Annotated in this window: 22 protein-coding genes, 1 pseudogene and 1 riboswitch; of the genes and pseudogenes, 1 reads left to right on the top strand and 22 read right to left on the bottom strand. The window is 71.2% G+C overall.

Annotated elements, in window-relative coordinates; all coding sequences use genetic code 11:
* Positions 1-13: 13 nt before the first annotated feature.
* From OG519_RS25995 to rpsB, 7 genes are all read right to left on the bottom strand, one after another.
* Positions 14-1,126 (bottom strand): thiamine ABC transporter substrate binding subunit, encoded by a 1,113-nt coding sequence (locus OG519_RS25995; RefSeq protein ID WP_405588546.1) that lies wholly within the window; start codon positions 1,124-1,126, stop codon positions 14-16.
* A riboswitch (TPP riboswitch) is annotated at positions 1,118-1,229 on the bottom strand. (Overlaps the previous gene by 9 nt.)
* 94 nt (positions 1,230-1,323) lie before the next feature.
* A complete protein-coding gene (gene rlmN, locus OG519_RS25990; RefSeq protein WP_405588543.1) occupies positions 1,324-2,490 on the bottom strand; it encodes a 23S rRNA (adenine(2503)-C(2))-methyltransferase RlmN in 1,167 nt (388 codons plus the stop codon).
* 76 nt (positions 2,491-2,566) lie between these two features.
* Positions 2,567-3,580 carry a phosphatidate cytidylyltransferase gene (locus OG519_RS25985; RefSeq protein WP_405588540.1) on the bottom strand — a complete coding sequence of 338 codons (1,014 nt, stop codon included), beginning with the start codon at positions 3,578-3,580 and terminating at the stop codon, positions 2,567-2,569.
* 109 nt (positions 3,581-3,689) lie between these two features.
* On the bottom strand, positions 3,690-4,247 hold the full coding sequence (gene frr / locus OG519_RS25980; RefSeq protein ID WP_405592998.1) for a ribosome recycling factor: 558 nt from the start codon (positions 4,245-4,247) through the stop codon (positions 3,690-3,692).
* A 172-nt stretch (positions 4,248-4,419) separates the two neighbouring features.
* Positions 4,420-5,214: a UMP kinase gene (pyrH, locus tag OG519_RS25975; RefSeq protein ID WP_405588537.1), complete on the bottom strand. Its 795-nt coding sequence runs from the start codon at positions 5,212-5,214 to the stop codon at positions 4,420-4,422.
* Positions 5,215-5,403: 189 nt separating this feature from the next.
* Positions 5,404-6,240: a translation elongation factor Ts gene (tsf, locus tag OG519_RS25970; RefSeq protein WP_405588534.1), complete on the bottom strand. Its 837-nt coding sequence runs from the start codon at positions 6,238-6,240 to the stop codon at positions 5,404-5,406.
* Between the two features lie 176 nt (positions 6,241-6,416).
* Positions 6,417-7,385: a 30S ribosomal protein S2 gene (gene rpsB / locus OG519_RS25965; RefSeq protein WP_405588531.1), complete on the bottom strand. Its 969-nt coding sequence runs from the start codon at positions 7,383-7,385 to the stop codon at positions 6,417-6,419.
* A gap of 267 nt (positions 7,386-7,652) precedes the next feature.
* Here rpsB and OG519_RS25960 point away from each other — a divergent pair, with 267 nt between their 5' ends.
* Positions 7,653-8,234, top strand: a complete 582-nt coding sequence (locus OG519_RS25960) for a M23 family metallopeptidase (RefSeq protein WP_405588528.1) — start codon at positions 7,653-7,655, stop codon at positions 8,232-8,234.
* A gap of 61 nt (positions 8,235-8,295) precedes the next feature.
* Here the strand turns inward: OG519_RS25960 and OG519_RS25955 are convergent, their stop codons facing one another.
* The 15 genes and pseudogenes from OG519_RS25955 to OG519_RS25885 all read right to left on the bottom strand — a co-directional run bounded on the left by OG519_RS25955 (position 8,296) and on the right by OG519_RS25885 (position 20,623).
* Positions 8,296-8,853 (bottom strand): TetR/AcrR family transcriptional regulator, encoded by a 558-nt coding sequence (locus tag OG519_RS25955; protein WP_405592996.1) that lies wholly within the window; start codon positions 8,851-8,853, stop codon positions 8,296-8,298.
* 53 nt (positions 8,854-8,906) lie between these two features.
* Entirely contained in the window at positions 8,907-9,743 is an 837-nt protein-coding gene (gene whiG / locus OG519_RS25950) for an RNA polymerase sigma factor WhiG (protein WP_405588525.1), read from the bottom strand.
* Positions 9,744-10,050: 307 nt separating this feature from the next.
* A complete protein-coding gene (gene dprA / locus OG519_RS25945) occupies positions 10,051-11,394 on the bottom strand; it encodes a DNA-processing protein DprA (protein WP_405588522.1) in 1,344 nt (447 codons plus the stop codon).
* Positions 11,394-13,046, bottom strand: a complete 1,653-nt coding sequence (locus OG519_RS25940; protein WP_405588519.1) for a YifB family Mg chelatase-like AAA ATPase — start codon at positions 13,044-13,046, stop codon at positions 11,394-11,396. The genes dprA and OG519_RS25940 overlap by 1 nt, the downstream gene beginning before the upstream one ends.
* Complete coding sequence (locus OG519_RS25935; protein WP_405588516.1) at positions 13,046-13,408, bottom strand: YraN family protein; 363 nt, start codon at positions 13,406-13,408, stop codon at positions 13,046-13,048. The genes OG519_RS25940 and OG519_RS25935 overlap by 1 nt, the downstream gene beginning before the upstream one ends.
* Before the next feature lie 82 nt (positions 13,409-13,490).
* Entirely contained in the window at positions 13,491-13,817 is a 327-nt protein-coding gene (locus OG519_RS25930; protein ID WP_386426161.1) for a DUF2469 domain-containing protein, read from the bottom strand.
* Positions 13,818-13,857: 40 nt separating this feature from the next.
* Positions 13,858-14,364 carry an NUDIX hydrolase gene (locus OG519_RS25925; RefSeq protein ID WP_405588513.1) on the bottom strand — a complete coding sequence of 169 codons (507 nt, stop codon included), beginning with the start codon at positions 14,362-14,364 and terminating at the stop codon, positions 13,858-13,860.
* Entirely contained in the window at positions 14,361-15,107 is a 747-nt protein-coding gene (gene lepB / locus OG519_RS25920) for a signal peptidase I (protein WP_405588510.1), read from the bottom strand. Before lepB (OG519_RS25920) ends, OG519_RS25925 begins: the two co-directional genes overlap by 4 nt.
* Before the next feature lie 76 nt (positions 15,108-15,183).
* Positions 15,184-16,344 (bottom strand): signal peptidase I, encoded by a 1,161-nt coding sequence (gene lepB, locus OG519_RS25915; RefSeq protein WP_405588507.1) that lies wholly within the window; start codon positions 16,342-16,344, stop codon positions 15,184-15,186.
* A gap of 280 nt (positions 16,345-16,624) precedes the next feature.
* Positions 16,625-17,164: pseudogene (lepB, locus tag OG519_RS25910) on the bottom strand (signal peptidase I); the annotation flags it as partial.
* Positions 17,165-17,360: 196 nt separating this feature from the next.
* On the bottom strand, positions 17,361-18,191 hold the full coding sequence (gene lepB, locus OG519_RS25905; RefSeq protein ID WP_405588504.1) for a signal peptidase I: 831 nt from the start codon (positions 18,189-18,191) through the stop codon (positions 17,361-17,363).
* Positions 18,192-18,236: 45 nt separating this feature from the next.
* The gene (gene rplS / locus OG519_RS25900) at positions 18,237-18,584 is read right to left on the bottom strand and encodes a 50S ribosomal protein L19 (RefSeq protein WP_405588501.1); all 348 of its coding nucleotides are present in this window, start codon (positions 18,582-18,584) and stop codon (positions 18,237-18,239) included.
* A 133-nt stretch (positions 18,585-18,717) separates the two neighbouring features.
* Positions 18,718-19,539 carry a tRNA (guanosine(37)-N1)-methyltransferase TrmD gene (gene trmD, locus OG519_RS25895; protein ID WP_405588498.1) on the bottom strand — a complete coding sequence of 274 codons (822 nt, stop codon included), beginning with the start codon at positions 19,537-19,539 and terminating at the stop codon, positions 18,718-18,720.
* 1 nt (position 19,540) lies between these two features.
* A complete protein-coding gene (gene rimM, locus OG519_RS25890; RefSeq protein ID WP_405588495.1) occupies positions 19,541-20,224 on the bottom strand; it encodes a ribosome maturation factor RimM in 684 nt (227 codons plus the stop codon).
* A 159-nt stretch (positions 20,225-20,383) separates the two neighbouring features.
* The gene (locus OG519_RS25885) at positions 20,384-20,623 is read right to left on the bottom strand and encodes an RNA-binding protein (RefSeq protein ID WP_329137078.1); all 240 of its coding nucleotides are present in this window, start codon (positions 20,621-20,623) and stop codon (positions 20,384-20,386) included.
* Position 20,624 lies beyond the last annotated feature (1 nt).

Raw genomic sequence — 20,624 nt, 5'->3', positions numbered from 1 at the left:
TCGGCCCCCCCGGTCAGAGGACGATCGAGGTCCATGCCTTCACCCAGTCGTCCCGCTTGGCCGCGATCGTGTCGGGCGCCAGGGTCGTGGGGTGGTCGATCTTCGCGCCGTACTTGGTGAACACCTCGGGCTCGGCGGCGCCCTCGCGCACCGGGTCCACGTACATCTCGAGCGGCATGTCCTGCTGGAACGTCTTGCCGATCATGAAGTCGATCAGCGCCTTGCCGCCCGCGGTGTTCTTGGCGCCGTGCAGCAGTCCGGCGAACTCGATCTGCCGGAAGCAGGTACCGGTGGACACCCCGACCGGGGACTGCGCGGGCTCCGGGCTGACGCCGACCACCTCGGCGGGCGGGCTGGAGGCGTAGGAGACGACCAGCGGCCGGTCGCCCTTGGCCTTCTTGCCGGCCCCCGAGCCGGAGAAGCTCTCGTTGTACGCCTGCTCCCAACTGTCGACGACCTGCACGCCGTTCTTCTTGAGCTGCTTCCAGTACGCCGGCCAGCCCCCGTCGCCGTAGGTGGCCACGCTGCCGAGCAGGAACGCCAGGCCCGGGGACGAGGTGCTGACGTTCTCGGTGACCAGCAGGTTCTTGTACGCGGGCTTCACCAGGTCGGCGAAGGTCTGCGGCGGGGCGAGCTTGTGCCCGGTGAAGTAGGCCCGGTCGTAGTTGACGCAGACGTCGCCGGAGTCGATCGGGGTCACCCGGTGCCGGGTCGCGTCCAGTTGGACGTCGGAGGCCACCTGGTCGAGATCCTTGGCGGTGTACGGGTCGAAGAGGCCGTTGTCCAGGGCGCGGGAGAGCAGGGTGTTGTCAACCCCGAAGAAGACGTCGCCGCGCGGGTGGTCCTTGGTGAGGATCGCCTGGTTGACGGCGGCGCCCGCGTCGCCGCCGCGCAGCACCTTGACGGTGTAGCCCGTCTCCTTGGTGAACTCCGCGAGCACCTGCTTGGAGGCGGCGAAGGAGTCGTGGCTGACCAGGGTGACGGTGGTGGACTTCTTGCCCTCGCCGGCCGCGGAGTCGCCGGCGCCCGAGCCGGACCCGGAGCCGCCGCCGCAGGCGGCGAGGACGGTGGCACCCGCGGTGGCGAGGACGAGCGCGCCGATGGCACGCCGACGAACGGTCTTCATCTGCTGACTCCCTACGCCGGTATGACCCGGATCAGGTTGGAGGGTCTGCGGCTTCGGGGGCCGCACTCTCAGCGCCGTCTCAGGCGCTCCCCTGTCGGAATGTTCATTTGTCCGACCGCACGCTATCAGCCGGGTGGAACCCGCAGGTCAGCGGGTGGTGTCGGGCCGCGGCGGCGGATGGCGGCGGATCCGGCGGGTCAGCGCTCGCTCGCGGCGAGCTGGCCGCAGGCGCCGTCGATCTCCTGGCCCCGGGTGTCCCGTACGGTCACCGGCACACCGTGCGCCTCCAGGGCGGCGACGAACGCCCGCTCATCCTCGGGACGGGAGGCCGTCCACTTGGAGCCGGGCGTCGGGTTGAGCGGGATCAGATTGACGTGCACCCGGTGGTTCTTGAGCAGCCTGCCCAGCCGGTCGGCCCGCCAGGCCTGGTCGTTGATGTCGCGGATCAGCGCGTACTCGATCGAGATCCGGCGGCCGGAGACCTCGGCGTAGTGCCAGGCCGCGTCGAGCACCTCGCGGACCTTCCAGCGGGTGTTGACCGGGACGAGGGTGTCGCGCAGCTCGTCGTCGGGGGCGTGCAGCGAGACCGCGAGGCGGCACTTGAAGCCCTCGTCGGCGAACCGGTACATCGCCGGGACCAGGCCGACCGTGGAGACGGTGATGCCGCGCTGCGACAGGCCCAGGCCGTCGGGCTCCGGATCGGTGAGGCGGCGGATGGCGCCGACCACCCGCTTGTAGTTGGCGAGCGGTTCGCCCATGCCCATGAAGACGATGTTCGACAGCCGGGTGGGTCCGCACTTGTCGGCCTGGCCGCCATTTCCGGCCTGGCCGCCCGGTTGCAGGCCGCCGGACGGCATCTCCATCTCGCCGTCCCGCAGCGTGCGCATGCCGGCCACGATCTGGTGCACGATCTCGGCGGTCGACAGGTTGCGGTCGAGGCCGGCCTGTCCGGTGGCGCAGAAGGGGCAGTTCATCCCGCAGCCGGCCTGGGAGGAGATGCACATGGTGACCCGGTCCGGATACCGCATCAGCACCGACTCGACCAGCGTCCCGTCGAAGAGCCGCCACAGTGTCTTACGGGTGTCCCCGTCGTCGCACGAGGCGTGCCGGACCACGGTCATCAGCTCCGGCAGCAGGTCCTCGGCCAGCTTCCCCCGCGACGCGGCCGGTATGTCCGTCCACGCGGCCGGGTCGTCGGCATATCGCGCGAAGTAGTGCTGCGAAAGCTGCTTCGCCCGGAACGGCTTCTCCCCGAGCGCGGCCACCGCCTCCTTCCGCTCCGCGGGCGAAAGGTCGGCAAGGTGCCGCGGCGGCTTCTTGGCTCCGCGCGGCACGGCAAAGGTGAGTTCTCCGGGCACAGGCATGATGCCTCCCAGTGTCGCAGACCCGCGGCGGTGTCCCGGTCGGCGGCTTCGGCGCCTTCCCCGGACGGGCGGGCGGTCAGCCCTGGCCGACGAAGATGACCAGGAGGAGCCAGACCACGGGGGCCGTCGGCAGCATGGAGTCCAGGCGGTCCATGATGCCGCCGTGGCCGGGCAGCAGGGTGCCCATGTCCTTGATGCCGAGGTCGCGCTTGATCATGGATTCGCCGAGGTCGCCGAGGGTGGCGCTGATGGCGGCGGCGAGGCCGAGGATGACGCCCTGCCACCAGTGGCCGTCGTCGACGAGGAACCGCAGGAGCAGGGCGCCGGCGATCATGGCGAAGGCGATCGCGCCGATCAGGCCCTCGCGGGTCTTGCCGGGGCTGATGCGGGGCGCGAGTTTGTGGCTGCCGAAGCGCCAGCCGACCGCGTACGCACCGGTGTCCGAGACCACGGTGAGGATGAGGAAGGCGAGAACCCGCCGGGGGCCGTCGTCCGCGGCCAGCATCATCACCACGAAGGTGGCGAGGAAGGGGACGTAGAAGACGGTGAAGACGCCCGCGGTGACGTCCCGCAGATAGTCCTCGGGCGGCCGCGCCATCCGCCAGACCAGGACGGCGAGCGCGGTGAGCGCCGTGGCGACCCAGGCGCCGTCCGCGCCGCTGACGTAACCGGCGATCACCATCGCCACCCCGCCGGCCGCGATCGGGATCAGCGGCGCGTGGATGTCCTTGCGTTCGGCGAGCCGGGAGGTCAGCTCCCACACGCCGATCACGACGGCGACCACCACCACGCCGACGAAGATCGCCTTGACGATGAAGAGCGAGGCGATGATGACCACGCCGAGTCCGACACCGACCCCTATCGCCGCCCGCAGGTTGCGGCCCGCTGACTTCTTGGCGGGGGCGGGCTGCGGCTGCTCCGAGGGCGGCGGGGGTGACGGCATGGAAGGAGTCTTCCTCCTGACGCCGGTCCCCGCCGGGGAACCCGCCGGATACGGAGTGCCCACCGCCTGGCCGGCGCGTGGCGAAGCGCCCCAGGAAGAGTCGTTCACGGAGCTTCGCCTCGCGTCGTCGTCGTTGCCGATATCCATCGCCTATCGGTGGCTACCGGCAGTTGTCGGTGGTGGTCGCTGGGGGACGGTGGGTGTCACTGGGGGTCGCTGGCAGGCCCTGTGCCATGGCCCGGAGGGGTCGGATCGGTCAGACCTCGAGCAGCTCCGCTTCCTTGTGCTTGAGCAGCTCGTCCACCTGCGCCACGTACTTCGCGGTGGTGTCGTCCAGTTCCTTCTCCGCGCGGCGCACCTCGTCCTCGCCGGACTCGCCGTCCTTGACGAGCTTGTCGAGGGTCTCCTTGGCCTTGCGGCGGATGCTGCGGATGGAGATCTTGGCGTCCTCGCCCTTGGTCTTGGCGACCTTGATGTATTCCCGGCGGCGCTCCTCGGTGAGCTGCGGGAAAACCACCCGGATGATGCGGCCGTCATTGCTCGGGTTGACGCCGAGGTCGGACTTGCGGATCGCCTCCTCGATATTGCGCAGGCTGCTGCTGTCGAAGGGGGTGATCACCGCCATCCGCGGCTCGGGCACCGAGAAGGAGGCGAGCTGGTTGATCGGGGTGATGGCGCCGTAGTACTCGGCCACGATCTTGTTGAACATCGCCGGGTGCGCACGGCCCGTCCGGATCGCCGCGAAGTCGTCCTTGGCGACGATGACGGCCTTCTCCATCTTCTCCTCGGCTTCGAGGAGGGTCTCTTCAATCACCATGTGCTCCTGGTTCTCAGAAGGCAGAGCCATCGAGTCGGGGTCCCTGCGCGCGTCTTCCCTGCACGGTGTCCGACCGGCAGCGTGTTGTCCATCCCCGGTCCGGGCAAGCCGTCGGCAGGTCCGGTGTCGGGTCCGGTGTCATGTCACGTATCAGAGCTCCGGGCCGCCATCACGCCCGAGTGCCTTGGTCATTGACCAGCGTGCCGATCTTCTCACCCTTGACGGCCCGCGCGATGTTGCCCTCGGCGAGCAGCTCGAAGAACAGGATCGGCAGCTTGTTGTCCTGGCAGAGGGTGATGGCGGTGAGGTCGGCGACCCGCAGGTCGCGGGAGATGACCTCGCCGTACTCCAGCGCGTCGAACTTGACCGCGTCGGGGTTGAGCTTGGGGTCGGAGTCGTAGACACCGTCCACGCCGTTCTTGCCCATGAGCATGGCCGCGGCCTCGATCTCCAGGGCCCGCTGGGCGGCGGTGGTGTCGGTGGAGAAGTAGGGCATGCCCATACCGGCGCCGAAGATCACCACCCGGCCCTTCTCCAGGTGCCGGACGGCGCGCAGCGGGATGTACGGCTCGGCGACCTGGCCCATGGTGATGGCGGTCTGCACCCGGGTCTCGATGCCCTCCTTCTCCAGGAAGTCCTGGAGGGCCAGGCAGTTCATCACCGTGCCGAGCATGCCCATGTAGTCGGAACGGGCCCGGTCCATGCCGCGCTGCTGGAGTTCGGCACCGCGGAAGAAGTTGCCGCCGCCCACCACGAGGGCGATCTCGTAGCCGTCCCTGACGACCGCGGCGATCTCCCTGGCGATGGTGTGCACGACGTCGGGATCGACGCCGAGGCCCCCTCCTCCGGCGAACGCCTCGCCGGACAGCTTCAGCAGAAAGCGGCGGTGCGCGGCACCACTACGGGCGCCGGCCCCGGTGTCGTGGGGCTGGTCGGCTCGGGCCTTGTCGGCGGCATCGTCCATTGCGGATCTCCTCGTGCACGTACAAAGGAGGCCATTGCCGGGGGTCCTTATGGGGTCCCTGAACGGCAATGGCCTCCTCGTCACATCTGCGGCCGGCCGGCGGGCGGCCGACCGCGTACGACCCTAGCGGGGCCGTCGGACATTCGTCGGCCAGACGCCCCCGGGCGGGGGGTCTGCCGCCGCTGCGGTTCAGACGCCGACGCGGAACCGGGCGAAGCGCTTGAGCGTGACACCGGCCTCGTCGAGCACCTTCTGGACGGTCTTCTTGGCGTCCTTGGCGAAGGACTGCTCCAGGACGACGTTCTCCTTGAAGAAGCCGTTGACCCGTCCTTCGACGATACGCGCCAAGGCGGCCTCGGGCTTGCCCTCCTCGCGGGCGGTGGCCTCGGCGACCCGGCGCTCGTTCTCCACCGTCTCGGCGGGGATCTCGTCACGGGTCAGGAAGGTCGGGGAGAACGCCGCGATGTGCTGGGCGACGTCCTTGGCGGTCTGGGCGTCCGCCTTGTCCAGCTCGACCAGCACGCCGACCTGCGGCGGCAGGTCCGGGCTGGTGCGGTGCAGGTAGGAGGCGACGTAACCGTCGGTGAACTGGGCGAAACGGTCCAGCACGATCTTCTCGCCGAGGGTGGCGTTGGCCTCGTCCACAAACGCCTGGACGGTCTGGCCGTCCTTGATCTCGGAGGAGAGCAGCGCCTCGATGCCGGCCGGCTTGGTGGCGGCGGCGTGCTCGGCGATGGCGTTGGCGACGACGATGAACTTGTCGCCCTTGGCGACGAAGTCGGTCTCGCACTTCAGCTCGACGAGGACGCCCTCGGAGTTGTCGGCGGCGATCAGGGAGACGACAGCGCCGTTGGAGGCCGAGCGGCCCTCGCGCTTGGTGACGCCCTTCTGGCCCTTGACGCGGAGGATCTCGACGGCCTTGTCCAGGTCGCCTTCGGCCTCGGTGAGGGCGTTCTTGCAGTCCATCATGCCCGCGGCGGTGAGCTCGCGGAGCTTCTTGACGTCGGCGGCGGTGAAGTTCGCCATGGGTTTTGGTCTCTTCCCGAATGGTCGGTGGATCTACGGGTCAACGGCGGGGGCGTGGGCCCCCGCCGTCGTCACGCGTGTTTCTCGTTGTGCGCGGCATGCGCGGCGTTCCGTCGTACACCTCGCGCGGCGGCCGGTCGTCAGGACGACCGGCCGCCGGACGCGGGCCGGAAGGCTCAGGCCTGCTCGCTGTCGCCCTCGGTGGCCGGGGTGGCCTCGGCGGCCGGAGCGGCCTCCTCGGCGGCGGGCGCCTCGGCGGCGGCCGGGGTCTCGGCGGCTTCGGTGGCGGGTGCCTCCTCAGCGGCCGGAGCCTCGGTCGCGGCGGCCTCGGTGGCGGCCTCAGCGGCGGGGGCGTCGCCCTCGTCCGTCTTCTTCTCGCCCTCCAGGAGGTCTCGCTCCCACTCGGCGAGCGGCTCGGCGACGCCTTCGGCCTTCTTGTCGTTCAGCGCGGCGCCGGACCGGGAGATCAGGCCCTCGGCGACCGCGTCGGCGATCACGCGGGTGAGCAGCGTGACGGAACGGATCGCGTCGTCGTTACCCGGGATCTTGTAGTCGACCTCGTCGGGGTCGCAGTTGGTGTCGAGGATCGCGACGACCGGGATACGGAGCTTGCGCGCCTCACCGACGGCGATGTGCTCCTTCTTGGTGTCCACGATCCAGACGGCGCTGGGCACCTTCTGCATCTCGCGGATACCGCCGAGGGTCTTCTCCAGCTTCTCCTTCTCGCGGGAGAGGACCAGCAGCTCCTTCTTGGTGAGGCCGGAGGCGGCCACATCGGCGAAGTCGATCTCCTCAAGCTCCTTGAGGCGCTGCAGCCGCTTGTAGACGGTGGAGAAGTTGGTGAGCATGCCGCCCAGCCAGCGCTGGTTGACGTACGGCATGCCGACGCGGGACGCCTGCTCGGCGATGGCCTCCTGCGCCTGCTTCTTGGTGCCGACGAACATGATGGAGCCGCCGTGCGCGACGGTCTCCTTGACGAACTCGTAGGCGCGGTCGATGTACGACAGCGACTGGAGCAGGTCGATGATGTAGATGCCGTTGCGCTCGGTGAAGATGAAGCGCTTCATCTTCGGGTTCCAGCGACGGGTCTGGTGCCCGAAGTGGACGCCGCTCTCCAGCAGCTCCCGCATCGTGACGACGGCCATGGCCGTACTCCTTGATGTACTCGGTTATCGCGACCACCGGACGGCGGTCGCGCCTGACGTCCCGGCGCGCCGTACCACGAGGGACCGAGGGGCGCGGCCACCACCCCTGAACGGGGGTTTGGTGGCGGGGCGTGCGAAGTCGATCCGGTGACCCGAATCGCCATAGGAAGTGTACGGGACCCGTGGAGCACCAGGCGACACCCGAGTTGTCCACAGGCCGCCGACCAAGATCATCGCGGTCGCCCCCGCATCCGCCATCGTGGAGCCATGACCTTCACGACGATGTGGTTGACCGTCCTCGCGGCCTCGCTCCTCGCCGCCGCGCCCGGCACCCCCCTCGGCCCGGCTCTCGGCACCGCCCCGGCCCGGGGGTGCGCGCGGGCACGCTGCTGGCCGGTGGCGGGACCGGGAGCGCGGGGCCGGCCGCTGGTGCTGCGGACCTTCGAGCCGCCTGCGACACCCTGGGCGGCCGGACACCGCGGCGTGGACTTACGGGCCGGCCCCGGCCGGCCGGTGCGGGCCGCCGCCGCGGGCGAGGTGATCTTCGCCGGCCCGGTCGGCGGCACCCCGGTCGTGGTGATCCGGCTCTCCGCCGAGCTCCGCGTCACCTACGAACCGGTCCGCGGCACCCTCCCGGTCGGCACAGCGGTCACCCCCGGCCAGCCCGTGGGAACCCTGAGCGGCGCCCTTTCGCACTGCCCGACCCCCTGCCTCCACTGGGGCCTGCTGCGCGGCGACACCTACGAAGACCCACTGACCCTGCTACCGGCCGCCCTCCGCCGCGCCGAACCCTCCCGGCTGCTCCCCCTGGGCAAGGCACGGACATGGGGGCGCCCCGGCACGGGATGACCAACCCGGTACGGGATGACCGGGAGACCAGCGGACGGGCGGCTCGTGGGGCTCGTGGGGCTCAGGGTGAGACGCCGTGCAGGGCCATGGCGACCGCGGCTTCGATGATGCGGTCGGGGTGTTCGGCGGCGGCGAGTTCGATGCGGCGGACGGCGGCGTCGACGGTGCCCTGGAGCAGCATGGCGACCAGTCGGGGTTCGGCGTGGCCGAGGTCGGAGAGGGCGGCGACGACCATGGCGATCAGACCGCCGTGCGCGGCGCGGATCTTCTCCCGGGCGCCGGCGTCGAGTTCGCCGGCCGAGATGGCGACGACGGCGCGGTGCCTGCGGTCGCCGACGAGCGAGAGCTGGGTGCGGACATACGCCTCGATCTTGGCCTGCGGGGTGTCCGCGTTCTCCATCGCGGCCTCCACCTCGGCGGCCCAGACGGGGAGGTCCACCGCGCAGAGCTCCTCGACCACGGCGGCGCGGGAGCGGAAGTACTCATAGACCGAGGAGCGTGCCAGCCCGGTGCGCTCGGCGAGGGCCGGGAAGGTGAGGGCTTCCGTGCCGCCCTCGGAGAGCAGCGCGCGGGCGGCGTCCAGCAGGGCGCGGCGCTGCATCGTCCGGTGTTCGGCCACCGAGGCCGCTCGAATCCTGGGCATTGCTCCACTGTAGACAGTCGGTCCAGGGCTCAGCGGCCCACGTCGGCGAGCTTTGCCCGTAGTTGGAGCACCGACTTGGTGTGGATCTGGCTGACCCGGCTCTCGGTCACGCCGAGTACCTGGCCGATCTCCGCCAGGGTGAGGCCCTCGTAGTAGTAGAGGGTGACCACGGTCTTCTCGCGTTCGGGCAGGGTGTTCACGGCGCGGGCCAGCAGCCGGCGCAGTTCGCGGTCCTCGGCGACCTCGACGGGGTTGTCGGCGCCGGTGTCCTCCAGGGTGTCGACGAGGCTGAGCCGGCCGCCGCCCTCGGCGCCGACGTGCAGCAGTTCTTCGAGCGCGACGACGTTGGCGAGGGACAGGGCGCTGAAGACGCCGTGGAGTTCCTCGATGCCGACGCCCATCTCGGCGGCGACCTCCTGCTCATTGGGGGTGCGGCGGAGTTTGGCCTCAAGGGTGGAGTAGGCGCGTTCGACGGCGCGGGCCTTCTGCCGTACGGAGCGGGGGATCCAGTCCAGGGCCCGCAGTTCGTCGATCATGGCGCCGCGGATGCGGGTGATCGCGTAGGTCTCGAATTTGATGGCCCGCTCGGGGTCGAACTTCTCGATGGCGTCGATGAGGCCGAAGATCCCGGAGGAGACGAAGTCGGCCTGTTCCACGTTGGCCGGCAGTCCGACGCTGACCCTTCCCGCGACGTATTTCACCAGGGGCGAGTAGTGCAGGATCAGTTGTTCCCGCAGCCGTGCGTCGCCCGTGGACTTGTAGGTCCGCCACAGCGCGTCCAGCGATGTGGGGGCGGCGGGCCGGGCGGCGGCGGGGGCGGCGGGCGTTGCCGGCGTCTCCTGCGGCCCGGGGGGGTGCTGGGGCATGCGTCGTTGTGAGCCGTTCTGCCGTGGCGTTGGTGCGGGGGTTGTCGGGGCAGTCGGGAAACCGAGCCTCCGCGAGCGTAGCGTGACCATAGTGTCGCTGATTGCTACATCATCCGTGTGGGACATGCGCAGATACGTTCCTCTACGGCTGCGGGGTGCCGGACCGGGTGGGGCCGGAACGGGGCAAGGCTGCAGTCCTGCGCAGACTTTCGCGCCATCATCCGGGGCCGGCGTGCGCTCCGCGGCCGGTTCTCGGGTCGTGGCAGGTCAGCGCATTCGGCTTTCACCTGATGGTGTGTCGATGGCGTCAACCCGCCCGGCGTGGCGGCTGCGCGCCACCGGTACGGACCAGCGTCCAGCGGCCGTCCTCGCAGGCGACGAAGCCGAGGGCCTGCAATTCGTAGAGGCGCCCGAGCGTGTCCCGCCGGGCGACGCCGGCGGCCCGGGCGAGGTCGTCGATGCCGAGGGTGCCGTCGGAACTGCCGGTGCCGTCAGTGCCATCAGCCCCATCAGCCCCATCAGTGCCGACAGTGCCTTCGAGGCTGACGCTCCCCTGTGCCGGCAGTGCTTCGAGGATCCGGGCGGTGGCGGGGGCGAGGCGGTCGCGGGGCAGCAGCGGGCCGCGGCGGTCGGGGGCGAGGTCGGCGCCGATCTCGCCGACCATCTCGGCGATTTCGGCGGCGTCGGTGACCACGACGGCGCCGCCGCGGAGCAGTTCGTGCACCCCTTCGGACAGGCCGCTGGTGCACGGGCCGGGGATGCCCATGGTGATCCGGCCCAAGGCGGCGGCGCGGCGGGCGGTGATCAGTGAGCCGCTGCGATAGCGGGCCTCGACCACGACGGTGCCCCGGGTGAGGGCGGCGATCACCCGGTTCCGCAGCACGAATCTGATCCGGGTCGGATGGTCGCCGGGTGGCAGTTCGCCGATGAGCAGGCCGTGTTCGGCGATCTCCTCGATCAGCCGGGTGTTGCCGGGCGGGTAGGCGACGTCGACGCCGCTGGCCACCACGCCGATGGTGGCTCCGCCGGCCTTGAGGGCGCTGGTGTGCACGGCGGCGTCGATGCCGTAGGCGGCGCCGGAGACCACCGCCCAGCCGGCGGCGGCGAGGCCCGAGCCGAGCCGCGCCGCCATGTGCGCGCCGTAGTCGGTGCAGGCGCGGGCGCCGACGACGGCGACCGATCGCAGCGCCCACAGCCGCAGGGAGGGCCGGCCGCGCACCCACAGTCCGTAGGGGCGCTGCACACCGAGGTCGTCCAGTTGTCCGGGCCAGTCGCCGTCGCCGGGGCAGAGGAAGCGGGCGCCCGCCCGCCAGGCCGCGGCCAGGTCCGCCACCGGATCGGCCCTGGCGGCCCGGCGGGCGTAGGACTCGGTGCGGCCCTCGCCGGCCCGGGGCAGGCCGGTGCCCTGCCGGGCGGCGCGCAGTGCGCCGTCGACACCGAGGTCGCGCAGGGCGCGGCCCATCACCTCGTCGCCGGGGTCGGCGATCCGGGTGAGCGCCACCCGCGCCAGTCTCTCCTCCCACGGCACGGCGTATCCGAGTCCGGTCCCGTCCGTGGTGGCCGTGGTGGCCCGGGGCCGGTAGTGGCGCCGGAGTTCGGCTGCCACCGCCTCGGGCGCGGCGGGCGGACGGCTGTGGGGTCGGGGTGCCATTACCGGCTGCCGGCGAGGACGGCGCCGCGGTTGAAGCCGGTGCGCAGTTGGAGGGCTTGCAGGATGTCGCCGGCGTCGGGGCGGGGGTGGGCGGCGAGGTCGGCGAGGGTCCAGGCGACGCGGAGCACCCGGTCCAGGCCGCGGGCGGTGAGCAGGCCGCGTTCCATGTCGCGTTCGGCGGCGTGCAGGGCGCCGGGGGCGACATGCCAGCGGGTGCGCAGTTCGTGTCCTGGGACGTCGCTGTTGGTCCGCCAGCGGGTGTCGGCGTAGCGGGCGGCGGCGCGGGCCCTGGCCTCCTGGACCCGGGCGGCCACTTGCGCGGTGGTTTCGCCCCGGCCGTGTTCGATGAGTTCGCTGCGGCTGACCGCTTCGACCTCCACCCGCAGGTCGAGGCGGTCGAGGAGCGGGCCGGAGAGCCGGGACTGGTAGCGGCGGACGGCGCTGGGTGAGCAGTCGCAGCCGCCGCCCAGCATGGAGTGGCGTCCGCAGGGGCAGGGGTTGGCGGCGAGTACCAGCATGAAGCGGGCCGGCAGCCGCATCACTCCGGCGGCGCGGGCGACGACGACATGTCCCGCTTCCAGGGGCTGGCGCAACGCGTCGAGCGCCTGGCCGCTGAACTCGGGCGCTTCGTCGAGGAAGAGCACTCCCCGATGGGCGAGGGAGACCGCGCCGGGGCGCGGCAGCCCGCTTCCGCCGCCGACGAGCGCGGGCATGGTGGCCGAGTGGTGGGGTGCGCAGTAGGGCGGGGAGTCGACCAGGGGGCGGCCGGGCGGGAGGATGCCGGCGACCGAGTGGACGGCGGTGACCTCCAGGGATTCCTGCCGGGTGAGGGGCGGCAGGATGCCGGGGAGCCGCTCGGCGAGCATCGTTTTTCCGGCTCCCGGTGGGCCGTTCAGATAAAGGTGGTGGCCGCCGGCCGCCGCGACCTCCAGGGCGAGGCGGGCGACGCGCTGGCCGGCCACGTGGGCCATGTCGGGGGCGTCCTGGCCGCTGTGGCCGGGGGTCGCCGAGCCGGAGCCGGGGCCGCCGAAGGTGTTGGCGAGTCCGGTGCCCACTCCCCCGCCGGGGACGGTGAGGCCGGCCAGTATCGGGTCGGGGCGGCCGGGGCCGTCGCTGTCGTCGTCCTCCTCCGGTACGGGTTCGTCGTTGAGGACCGCGACGAGTTGGCGCAGGCTGCGGACGCCGAGGACGGCCATGCCGGGGACCAGGGCGGCTTCTGCGGTGGTGCGTTCGGGCACCACCACGTGCCGGTATCCGGCGTCGGCGGCGGCGAGCACGGCGGGCAGCACTCCGCGCACCGGGCGGACCCGGCCGTCGAGGCCGAGTTCGCCGATCATCATCAGGTCGGCGATGGATTTGGGGGCGATCCGGTCGTTGGCGGCGAGCACCGCGCAGGCCACGGCCAGGTCGAAGCCCGAGCCGCCTTTGGGTACGGAGGCCGGGCTGAGCCCGACGGTGAGTTTCTTCTGCGGCCAGGTCTCGCCGCTGTTGACGATCGCGGCACGGACCCGGTCGCGGCTTTCCGTGAGGCTTTTGTCGGGCAGGCCGACGAGGGCGAAGGCGGCGACGCCGGGTTCCAGGTCGGCCTGGACCTCGACCACCACTCCTTCGACACCGATCAGCGCGACCGAGCAGGTGCGGGCGAAACCCATCACGCCACCCCCCGCACATGCTCGACGCGGGCCGCGCCTTTGGCGGGCAGTACGACACCCACCAGATCGATCCTGACGCCGCCGGGCGGGGCGCCGCCGTGTTCCGCGGTCCAGCGTTCGGCCAGTGAGCGCAGTCGGGCCATTTTCCCCGGGGTGAGGGCGGCCATCGGGTGCTGGAAGGCGCCGTCTCTGCGGGTCTTCACCTCGCAGACCACCAGGGCGCCACCTTCGGACGCCAGGATGTCGATCTCGCCTCGTCGCCCGCACCGCCAGTTGCGGTCGAGCACGGTCAGGCCGGCGTCCTTGAGGGTCCGGGCCGCCACATCCTCGCCGTACCGCCCCAGCGCACTTCGCGCGTTCATACCTACCACCTCCGTCACCGACTGTGACAGAGGAGGGCCTCACGAAGATGATCTTGAAGTCGGACCTGTGGATAACCCCGGCTCAGCCGTTGAACCCCGCGTCGTCCTGCGGCAGGTCCAGATCCGCCTTGTTCAGCTCCTCGATGTTCACGTCCTTGAACGTGAGCACCCGCACCTGCTTGACGAAACGAGCCGGCCGGTACATGTCCCAGACCCAGGCATCGGCCATCGAGACCTCGAAGAACACCTCGCCCTGGACGGAGTGCACCTGCATCTCGTAGTCGTTGGTGAGATAGAACCGCCGCTCGGTCTCGATCACGTACTTGAACAGGCCGACGACGTCGCGGTACTCCCGGTAGAGCTTCAGCTCCATCTCGGTCTCGTATTTTTCGAGGTCCTCGGCGCTCATGGCATGTTCCCCTTCAGCCGTTCGTGACCCCCATTGTGCGTCAGTCGCGCTCCGTCCCCAGGGCGATCGGGGACAGCGGGGGGCCTTCGTCGAGCAGCGTACGCATCAGCCCGGCGAGCCTGACGGGATACACCGTCTCACGAGTGCGCAGAAGTTCCTCACACGTCCACCACCGCAGCCCGTTCACGCTGCGGCGTTCGAGATCGGTGTGCCCGCTGGTGTCCACGTCCAGGGTCTCGGTACGGCCCAGGAAATACCATTCGTCCTGCTCCCAGCGGCGCCCGTCGAACATGAACGAGCAGGTCCGCTGCCACAGCACCGGACCCAGCCGCACCCGGCTGATGCCGGTCTCCTCCGCGACCTCGCGCAAGGCGGCGGCCGCCAGATCCTCGTCCCCCTCCACGCCGCCGCCCGGGGTGAACCACCAGGTCGTCGCGGGATCCGGCGGATCGAAGCCGTGCAGCAGCAGGACGCGGTCGTCCGGGTCGAGCAGCACCACCCGGGCGACCTGCCGCCGGCCGGTCCGCTCCCGCGCCGCCGCGCTCATCGCCGCGCCATCCGGACCAGCGGCCCGTAGACGGCGCCGCCCAGAATCAGCGCCGCCCCCGCGATCACCGCGAAGAAGAGCCACTCCAGCGGGCCCGGCGGCGACTGGCCGCCGGCGCCGGGCAGCGTGTCGAAAGCCGAGGTCCGCGGCAGCATCCCGGCCCGGCCCAGCGGCCACACGGTCGCCTCCACCCGGGCCTTGACGTCGCCGACCGGAACCGCGCCCTGCTGGGCATCCTCGATGTGCACCCGGGAGTCCTCCGAGACACTCCGGTTGTCACCCAGCAGGAAGAGCTCACCCTTGGGGACGGTGGCGCTGAACTTCTCCGCCGAGGCGGGCCCACCACCGCGCAGATATCTCTCATCCACCGGCCTGCCGTCCACGGTGAGCCGCCCGAGCCTGTCGCAGCAGGCCACCACGTCGCCGCCGACGCCGACGACCCGCTTCACCAGGGGCTGGTCACCCCACAGCTTGTCTTGGAAGACCACCACGTCCCCGCGGTGGACAGCGGCCCCGGAGACGTGCCGGGCCAGCACCCTGTCGCCCGGGTTCACCGTGTCGCGCATCGACTGGGTCGGCACGACGTACGGCCGGTAGGCGACCGCCGTCCAGGCGAAACCGCCGAGGAAGAGCACACAGCCGACCGCGATCGCCGCCCCGGAGACGGTACGTCCCAGCCGGCCGCCGGCCGTACCGCCATCCCTGTGGATCGCACCGCTGGCGGCGCGTGTGGAGCTGCTCATGAACCGGAACCCTACCCGGCGGTACGCGCCCGGTCAGCCCGCCCGACAAGCCTCACGCAGCGCTACCGTCACTGCCTCAGGCCCCGCTGTGGGTCTCGCCGGTCACGGTCCGGGTCTCGTCCTTCCGCAACAGCCGCCGCCTGCGCAGCAGCACCAGCGGCAGGGCGGCAGCCACCCCGGCGCCGGCGGGAGCCGCGAGACCGGCGGCGCTCAGACCGGGCTGGGAGAAGGTGGACGGGATGGACAGCACGTCCCAGCGGTTGACCGGCCAGGCCACCACGATCGCGCGCCCCACCACGTCCTTGGTGGGGACGGTGCCGCCCTTGGTGGCCGACAGCATGTGGTAGCGGGAGTCGAGCGAGTCCTGCCGATGGTCGCCCATCACCCAGATCTGGCCCTTGGGCACGGTGATCTTGAACGGCTTGTCCGCGCTGCACGGCGTGTTGCCGGGGAAGACATACGGCTCGTTGAGCGCCTTGCCGTTGACCTCGACGGGGCCGGTGCCCTGACACTCGACGGTGTCGCCGCCGACGCCGATGACCCGCTTGATCAGGTCCTTCTCATTGGCCGACGGCATCAGTCCGATGGCGCTGAGGCCGGTTTGCAGCCCCTTCACCACCGGGTTGTCGGTGCCGGACGGGTTTTCGCCCAGCCAGCCGCCCGGGTCGTGGAAGACGACGACCTCGCCGCGGCTCGGTGTGGAGCCGAACCAGGGGGTGAGCTTGTCCACCAGCACCCGGTCGCCCTGCTGCAGGGTGTTCTGCATCGAGTCCGAGGGGATGGAGAACGCCTGGACGAAGAAGGTCTTGATGACCAGCGCGAGCACCAGGGCGATCACGATCAGCAGCGGCAGTTCCTTCCAGAAGGAACGCGGCTTGCTGCCCTGCTCCGAGGAGGCCGATGAGTCGTCGCCACCGCCGCCGTCCCCACCGTCGACCGGGCCGCCGGGGGCGCCGCCGTCGGTGGGATCCGCGAGCGGCGGTTCACCCGCCGGGACGTGGTCCGCGGCGGCCGGCTGGCCGCCGTCGGCGAAGTCCGCGGGGTACGCCGGGGAGCCGGACGGCGCCGGAGGTCCGGAGGGCGCCGGGACGTCCGCGGCCGCCGGGGGCGCCTGGGCCGCCGGAGCCTCGGGGGATCCCGCGGGCACCGAGGAGGCCGCGGGCCCCTGGGGCACCTCGGCATTCCCCTTTTCGGGCTCGCCGGATCCAGACCGTGCGCCGACCACGAGGTCCCCCACGTCCACTCCTCACTCCAGACTTCCGCCCGCCCCGCTTCCGGCGCAGGCCCACCACTCCCATAACGATCGGGAGTTCCGCAGGAGTCGGTAGCTGGTTCGTCCTTTGACCGTTGTTGGCGGAGCCCACCCTAGTGGGCGTACCTGTGGCCGCCGTGCTCGCCACGGGAGGGTCCGGGACCGATGAGAACGTCCCCGGCTCGTTCAGCCGCCGCCAGTGGCCGACCGGCCAGGCGATGACAAAGGCCCTTCCGACCACCAGGTTCTCCGGAATCGTGCCGCCGCCGGGCTTGTCGGTGTGATAACGCGAGTCGGCCGAATCGGACCGGTGGTCACCCATCACCCACAACCGCCCCAAGGGTACGTGGACGGTAAATTTCATCATTGAGGGTGGATTGCCGGGATAGATGTACGGCTCGTTGAGCGGTTTGCCGTTGACCAGCAGGTGACCCGCCGTGTCACAGCAGGTGACGGTGTCGCCGCCGACCGCGATGACGCGCTTGATCAGGTCCTGCTCGCCGGAGGCGGGAAGCAGCCCGATGAAGGTGAGGAACTCCTTCACCTGCTTGACGACGACCGGGTCCGGCGTGGGCTTGGGTTCGCCCTCGAGCCAGCCGCCCGGGTCCTTGAAGACCACGACGTCCCCGCGCTGCGGCGTCGAGCCGAACCACGGGGTGAGCTTGTCGACCAGCACCCGGTCGCCGATCCGGATGGTCTGCTCCATGGACCCGGAGGGGATCACAAAGGCCTGGAGCAGGAAGGTCTTGAGCACCAGGGCGATCAGCAGCGCCACGAAGACCAGCAGCGGCACTTCGGTGATCATCGAGCGGCGCCGCTTGCGCCGGACCTTTCTGGCCAGCTTGCGGCGCTCGATCCGGCTGGTGCCGGTCAGCGGCGGCGGCGCGGCCGGATCGGACGCCCCCGGCATGTCGCCGGCACCGGCACCTGTGCTGCCACCGGGGCCGTGGTGGTCTCTCGCGGGGTCCGTGCCCTGGCGGCCCGAGCGCGGCTTGCCGCGGTTACCCATGCCGGCCGGCCGGGGGCGCGGACAGCGCGGCGAAGGCGGCCGGACGGCGCAGTCTGGTCCAGTGCCCGACCGGCCAGCCGATCCAGTCGGCGCGGCCGATCACCTTGTCCACCGGCACGGTGCCGCCTCCTGGATCGCCGAGGTGGTCCCGGGAATCGCTCGAATTGTCCCGGTGGTCACCCATTACCCACAGCCTCCCCGACGGCACCTCGACGTCGAAGGGTACCTGGGAGGGCGCGTCACCGGGGTGAAGGTAAGGCTCGTTCAGCGGTTGGCCGTTGACGGTGATCCGTCCTTGCTCGTCGCAGCAGGTCACCCGGTCACCGCCGACACCGATCACCCGCTTCACGTAGTCGGTCCCGCCCGCCTGCCGGAAGGACCCGTCGCCGTCGAAGACGATGACGTCTCCCCGTCGGGGCGAGCCGCCGAACCGGTAGGCCAGTTTGTTCACCAGGACCCGGTCGCCGATCCGCAGGGTCCCCTCCATCGACGCGCTCGGCACCTGGAAAGGCTCCACCACGAAGTGGCTGACGAGCAACAGCGCGGCCACACAGCCCGCCGCGAGCAGCAGGGTCCGCCGCCACTCCGCCCACCAGCGGGCCACCGCCGACGCGGGCTCCGGCCCGGGATCCGCGTCGGACCCGGCGTCAGCCGGCGCTGCGGACCCGGCGTCGGAGCCCGCGTCAGCCGGCGGCTCGGCCGGCGCGTCGGATACGGACCCGGATACGGAGCCGGATACGACGGAACGCGACCGCTCCCCCGGCTCCGCCTGGTCGGCGGTGGGGGAACGGTCGCGTTCCGGAACGACTGCTTCGCTGTCCATCGAGGCCAGAGCTTATCCGGCCGGTCCGCTCGGGAGAGCGGACGGTCAGTCGCGCTTCTCCTTGATCTTCGCGGCCTTGCCGCGCAGCTCACGGAGGTAGTACAGCTTGGCGCGACGGACGTCACCGCGGGTCACGACCTCGATCTTCTCCACGATCGGGGTGTGCACCGGGAAGGTGCGCTCGACGCCGACCGAGAAGCTGACCTTGCGGACCGTGAAGGTCTCGCTGATGCCCGCGCCCTGGCGGCGGATGACGACGCCCTTGAACTGCTGCACACGGGAGCGGTTGCCCTCGATGACGCGCACGTGGACGTTGACGGTGTCGCCGGGACGGAACGGCGGTACGTCGTCGCGCAGGGACGCGCTGTTGACGCTCTCGATCAGGTTGGTCATGGTGTGCTACTGCTTCCTCGCCGATGCCACAGGTCATCGGCGGCATGTTGTCATCTGTGTCTGGGTGGCTGCCGGTCCCCGGCGGCGTCGTTCCCCCTGTGGCAGGGGCGCGCGCCGGACGGGCAGCAGCCGCTCATTCTTCCACGGCGTCGGGGTTCGGCCCAAATCGGCCGTCGGGTCCCGGCCGCCAGCCGAGGATGCTGAGCATCTCGCGGTCCTTCTTGTCGAAGGCGGCGGGGTCGGCGCGCTCGATCAGATCGGGCCGGTGGGCGACGGTACGGCGGAACGCCTCGTCGCGGCGCCAGCGGGCGATCTTCCCGTGGTGGCCGCTGAGCAGCACCTCGGGGATGCCGCGGCCGCGCCAGGCGGGCGGCTTGGTGTAGACGGGGCCTTCCAGCAGGCTGGCCATCGAGCCGGTCGCGAAGGAGTCGTCGGCGTGCGACCGGGCGTTGCCGAGCACGCCGGGCAGCAGCCGGGCGACCGCCTCGGTGATGACAAGGACCGCGGCCTCACCGCCGGCCAGCACGTAGTCGCCGATGGAGACTTCGAGGACCGGCAGCCGGGAGGCGTATTCGTCGGTCACCCGGGAGTCGATGCCCTCGTAGCGGGCCGGGGTGAAGATCAGCCAGGGGCGGGCGGAGAGGTCGGCGGCCAGGGCCTGGGTGAAGGGGCGTCCGCTGGGGGTGGGGACGACGACGACCGGCTGGTGGGCGCCGGCCTCGTACCCGTCGGCGAGGGTCTCGTCCAGGGCCTCGCCCCACGGCCCGGTCATCATGACCATGCCGGGGCCGCCGCCGTACGGGGTGTCGTCGACGGTGTTGTGCCGGTCGTGGGCCCAGCCGCGCAGGTCGTGCACCCGGACGTCGAGCCGGCCGGCCGAACGCGCCTTGCCGACCAGGGAGACGTTCAGCGGTTCGAGGTACTCGGGGAAGATCGTGATGACGTCGATCCGCATCTCAGACGTCGTCCTTGCCGGCCGCGGCGTCCTGGTCGGCCGGGTTGGCCCGGTTGGCCCGGTTGGCCCGGTCACCCAGGTCGCCCGTGTCATCGGCGCCGCCAGCCTCGCCCTCGCCGCCGGCCTCGCCCGCGCCATCAGACCCGGCCGCCCCCGCCGCCCCCACTTCATCGTCCAGCGGCTCCAGCAGCCCCGGCGGCGGGTCGATCAGCGCCCGCTGCTCCTCCAGGTCGATCTCCGGCACGATCTCGGCGACGAACGGAATGAGCACCTCGCCGCCCTCGGGCCGCGCCACGACGAGCAGGTCCTGGTACGGCAGGTGGGTGATCTCGGTGATCCGACCGACCTCGCGGCCGTCCACGGTGACCACGTCGAGGTCGATGAGCTGATGGTCGTAGAACTCCTCGGGGTCCTCCGGCACCACCGTCGGATCGACCTCCGCGATCAGCAGGGTGTTCCGCAGCGCCTCGGCCCCGGTGCGGTCGGTGACGCCCTCGAAGCGGAGCATCAGCTTTCCGCTGTGCACCCGGCCGGTGGCGATGGTGAGCGGACCTGTGGCGGCCGGGTCGGTGGCGAGCACGGCGCCGGGCGCGAGCCTCAGCTCCGGCTCGTCGGTGCGCACCTCGATGCTGACCTCGCCCTTGATGCCGTGCGCACGGCCGATCCTGCCGACTACCAACTGCATGGAACGCGTTCACCTTTCCGGGACATACCACTGACGGACATGCCGCGATCCTCGGGACGTTCCGCACCGCGGAAGTCCCTGACGACACGTACGGCGCGGGCCGGGAGCGGTGGAGACCGCTCCCGGCCCGCGCCGGGTGTTCACAGGACCGGGTCCGCCTCAGCGCACCTGATCGACGTCGACCAGGTCGACGCGTACTCCGCGTCCACCGAGCGCGCCCACGACCGTACGCAACGCCCGGGCGGTGCGGCCGTTGCGGCCGATCACCTTGCCGAGGTCCTCGGGATGAACCCGGACCTCCAGCACGCTGCCACGGCGCTGGGTGCGCATGTCGACCTGCACATCGTCGGGGTTGTCGACGATGCCTTTCACGAGGTGCTCAAGAGCCTCCTCGAGCATC

Source organism: Streptomyces sp. NBC_01190, assembly GCF_045039895.1.
In the GTDB taxonomy this organism is placed as follows: domain Bacteria; phylum Actinomycetota; class Actinomycetes; order Streptomycetales; family Streptomycetaceae; genus Actinacidiphila.
Note: the sequence above shows the minus strand (reverse complement) of the source record. Positions and strands in the feature narration are given on the sequence as shown.

Excerpts from the sequence above, each read along its gene's own strand:
- rimM (WP_405588495.1), bottom strand. The coding sequence starts at position 20,224 with ATGCAGTTGGTAGTCGGCAGGATCGGCCGTGCGCACGGCATCAAGGGC.
- trmD (WP_405588498.1), bottom strand. The coding sequence starts at position 19,539 with ATGCGGATCGACGTCATCACGATCTTCCCCGAGTACCTCGAACCGCTG.
- rpsB (WP_405588531.1), bottom strand. The coding sequence starts at position 7,385 with ATGGCCGTCGTCACGATGCGGGAGCTGCTGGAGAGCGGCGTCCACTTC.
- OG519_RS25925 (WP_405588513.1), bottom strand. The coding sequence starts at position 14,364 with ATGAGCGCGGCGGCGCGGGAGCGGACCGGCCGGCGGCAGGTCGCCCGG.
- rplS (WP_405588501.1), bottom strand. The coding sequence starts at position 18,584 with ATGACCAACCTGATCGAGAGCGTCAACAGCGCGTCCCTGCGCGACGAC.
- pyrH (WP_405588537.1), bottom strand. The coding sequence starts at position 5,214 with ATGGACGATGCCGCCGACAAGGCCCGAGCCGACCAGCCCCACGACACC.
- OG519_RS25985 (WP_405588540.1), bottom strand. The coding sequence starts at position 3,580 with ATGGATATCGGCAACGACGACGACGCGAGGCGAAGCTCCGTGAACGAC.
- dprA (WP_405588522.1), bottom strand. The coding sequence starts at position 11,394 with ATGGCACCCCGACCCCACAGCCGTCCGCCCGCCGCGCCCGAGGCGGTG.
- OG519_RS25995 (WP_405588546.1), bottom strand. The coding sequence starts at position 1,126 with ATGAAGACCGTTCGTCGGCGTGCCATCGGCGCGCTCGTCCTCGCCACC.
- whiG (WP_405588525.1), bottom strand. The coding sequence starts at position 9,743 with ATGCCCCAGCACCCCCCCGGGCCGCAGGAGACGCCGGCAACGCCCGCC.
- OG519_RS25960 (WP_405588528.1), top strand. The coding sequence starts at position 7,653 with ATGACCTTCACGACGATGTGGTTGACCGTCCTCGCGGCCTCGCTCCTC.
- OG519_RS25940 (WP_405588519.1), bottom strand. The coding sequence starts at position 13,046 with ATGGGTTTCGCCCGCACCTGCTCGGTCGCGCTGATCGGTGTCGAAGGA.
- OG519_RS25930 (WP_386426161.1), bottom strand. The coding sequence starts at position 13,817 with ATGAGCGCCGAGGACCTCGAAAAATACGAGACCGAGATGGAGCTGAAG.
- rlmN (WP_405588543.1), bottom strand. The coding sequence starts at position 2,490 with ATGCCTGTGCCCGGAGAACTCACCTTTGCCGTGCCGCGCGGAGCCAAG.
- lepB (WP_405588504.1), bottom strand. The coding sequence starts at position 18,191 with ATGGACAGCGAAGCAGTCGTTCCGGAACGCGACCGTTCCCCCACCGCC.
- lepB (WP_405588510.1), bottom strand. The coding sequence starts at position 15,107 with ATGAGCAGCTCCACACGCGCCGCCAGCGGTGCGATCCACAGGGATGGC.
- tsf (WP_405588534.1), bottom strand. The coding sequence starts at position 6,240 with ATGGCGAACTTCACCGCCGCCGACGTCAAGAAGCTCCGCGAGCTCACC.
- OG519_RS25885 (WP_329137078.1), bottom strand. The coding sequence starts at position 20,623 with ATGCTCGAGGAGGCTCTTGAGCACCTCGTGAAAGGCATCGTCGACAAC.
- OG519_RS25935 (WP_405588516.1), bottom strand. The coding sequence starts at position 13,408 with ATGAACGCGCGAAGTGCGCTGGGGCGGTACGGCGAGGATGTGGCGGCC.